Annotated in this window: 3 protein-coding genes and 1 pseudogene; 2 read left to right on the top strand and 2 right to left on the bottom strand. The window is 39.8% G+C overall.

The annotated features are described in order from the left end of the window. The coding region (locus tag ACYTXL_RS24420) for a phosphoketolase family protein (RefSeq protein ID WP_461926985.1) at positions 1-605 on the bottom strand (605 nt) is incomplete at its 3' end. 834 nt (positions 606-1,439) lie between these two features. Between ACYTXL_RS24420 and ACYTXL_RS24415 the strand changes: the two genes are divergently transcribed. Next, on the top strand, positions 1,440-1,811 hold the full coding sequence (locus ACYTXL_RS24415; RefSeq protein ID WP_461926984.1) for a hypothetical protein: 372 nt from the start codon (positions 1,440-1,442) through the stop codon (positions 1,809-1,811). Next, entirely contained in the window at positions 1,801-1,968 is a 168-nt protein-coding gene (locus ACYTXL_RS24410) for a hypothetical protein (protein ID WP_461926983.1), read from the top strand. The genes ACYTXL_RS24415 and ACYTXL_RS24410 overlap by 11 nt, the downstream gene beginning before the upstream one ends. 448 nt (positions 1,969-2,416) lie before the next feature. On the opposite strand, the pseudogene ACYTXL_RS24405 reads toward ACYTXL_RS24410, so the two are convergent. Beyond that, a pseudogene (locus tag ACYTXL_RS24405) lies at positions 2,417-2,707 on the bottom strand (hypothetical protein); the annotation flags it as partial.

Below are 2,707 nucleotides of genomic sequence, written 5' to 3'. Positions count from 1 at the left end.
TTATTGGAATGCCAAGCTGTTGCCAGAGGGCCTGTTTCTGCTTCCCCGTCACCAACAACTGCCGTCACAATCAAATCCGGGTTATCGAAAGCAGCACCGTAAGCGTGGGAGAGGCTGTAGCCTAACTCGCCGCCTTCGTGAATCGAGCCAGGAGTTTCAGGTGTGCAGTGACTACCAATTCCCCCAGGAAAGGAGAACTGTTTGAAAAACTTCAGCATACCTTCCTCGTCTTGGCTCTTATCAGGATAAACCTCAGAATAGGTTCCTTCTAAGTATGTCGGTCCAAGGATGCCCGGAGCGCCATGACCGGGGCCTGCGATGTAAATCACGTCCAGATCATATTTTTTGATTAAACGGTTGAGATGGACGTAGATAAAGCTCAAACCGGGACTTGTACCCCAGTGTCCTAACAGGCGATTTTTGATGTGTTCTGGCTTGAGGGGTTCTTTTAGCAGTGGATTGTCCTGCAAATATATCATACCTAGAGCTAAATAGTTACAGGCACGCCAGTAAGCATTGATTAGACGCAGTTCTTCAGTACTAAGTGGGGCAGATTTGTCTTGTTTTAAATCTGAAGACTTGGGCTTAGAAGGAGAAATAGTCATAGATTTTGAATCCTACTAATCTATTTTTAGTTAAAGAGTCGTTGAACACGCGATGTCTGACGACAAGCCGCTTCCGATCGCCCTACAGCCCTTCTCAAGACAGGAGACGCTACGCATAGCTTGGCTTTTGAGTCGGGGTACGGGCATCTTACGACGGGTGTCTCCTCTTCTTCCAAAGAGAGAAGCTAGCACCTGCCATAGGATGCCCAAAGGGCTGTAGGCAGAAGTCTGTCCGCCGACGCTCAGAGTTATCTGAGCGTCTACACAGTTTTAAAACCTGATGTTTTAAGACTAGATATGAATATCAAAGAAGTGATGTAGCACAGTGCATCTACCATTGGGTACTACATTGATCAATCTCAAAATGGTTAAGCGGATATCAATCGATAACTACGGTTTTACTCGCGGTTCACTTACACAAGCAGCTACTTCCAATACAGTTTGCATAAGGTTAGCAATTAACAAGATCCTGAAGTAATTGAGTCAAAGAATCGATCTTTCCCCATTACAAAAATCTCGATTTTTAGCTAACCCAATCCTATTGCCCGCACTTCACTATTCACTACTATCTTGTTTAAAATTACCTGATGTCTGGATTAAAAGGGTGAATATGCAGTACATACGCTATAAGTACCTATATTCTGATATATCTTCTAACTTTAACATCTAACCAAGGGTAGAGAAAATATAGTTTATAAGTTAAATAAATTACGCTATAAGTTTAGTGTTATATCTAAAAAAATAGATCGGTTATAAATATTTGCATTTTAGTTATAAAAACTGGCATAAACTCAGTTAAATATTAACCAACTATTAACCTATTTATGATTTTTTATGTCTATTATTACCAAAATGCTTACTGATATTTTGCCAGGTCAACCTTTTCCAATTGGCGCTACATTTACCCCTAATGGTGTCAATTTTTCGGTATTCTCTAAAAGCTGCACGGGACTGGAATTATTGCTCTTTGATGAGCCAAATTCACCCCAACCCAGCCGTGTAATTCAGCTACACAAAAAGCATAATAAAACCTTCTACTATTGGCATATTTTAGTATCAAATATTGGTGCTGGGCAAGTTTACGCCGTTTACGCTTATCGGGCGTATGGACTTTATGCGCCAGATCAAGAACTAAGGTTTGATAGCAGTAAGGTACTACCATCCTTATATTATCCTCAATGCTTATTGGCAGCCGTTGACATTTGAACTACCACTTTTGGGTAGTGGAGAAGGCTGGCATCAAATTGTAGATACTGCTTTGCCATCTCCTCAAGATTTCTCCGATTTGAAAACTGCGCCCTTAATTGCATCTCAAGAATATCTTGCTGGGGGGCGATCAGTTGTCGTGCTGATGGCACGTTAGCGTACCACTCCCGTTTTCTAAACGGGCATTTCCTGATAGCAGTAACTACAGCGCCAGTAAAGTTTTCCCAAACGCACATGACGGAGTAAAACGTCTGAACAGTTAGGGCAAAAATGCTTACTCATCATCGATTGACTGATTGTTGTAGATATACTCAATTTGCGAGGACTCGTTAATAAAACTTTATTAAGCATATATTTCACTAAACTTTGTCAATTTGTTGATAAAGATTAGTATGACACTCTCATGTTAGAAATCATGTTTAACCGAGCGTTTGATTGGTGTATAAGTTGTACAAGTTTTACTAAGATATTTTATTTTTAACCTTTATTTAATAACTTTTAAGCGTTTATCTCTCCTATGGTGTAATTCCATTTAAAAAAATATTTACAATATATAAATTGGCTGTAGTAGAAGTATATATCTGTATCCCGCTAACCATATATCATTATTCTTGAATAAATTCTGTCTCTTGTTCTTTTTGGGATAATTTATTCTTTGGAGGTCTCTTAACCAGACGAACTTTCATCCACTGGAAGGAAACAAGGTTGAGTAACAGACCGATGATGAACAAAATCACCATAAGCACAACCTGATACCAAGCGATCGGTTGCACCACCGAATCTACAATAAGATGGAAAAAATTTAGTCCGGTATATAATATGGTTAAACCAAAGTGAATGCTTCGGTAGCGACTCGAATCAGTAAACACAGTAGCAACGGGAGCAGCCATTGGGAA

This window comes from Nostoc sp. (assembly GCF_054880495.1).
The sequence above is the reverse complement of the archived record's forward strand: the minus strand, read 5'-3'. Positions and strand labels throughout refer to the sequence as shown.

Coding starts and splice junctions, on each gene's coding strand:
- ACYTXL_RS24415 (WP_461926984.1), top strand. CDS start 1,440: ATGTCTATTATTACCAAAATGCTTACTGATATTTTGCCAGGTCAACCT.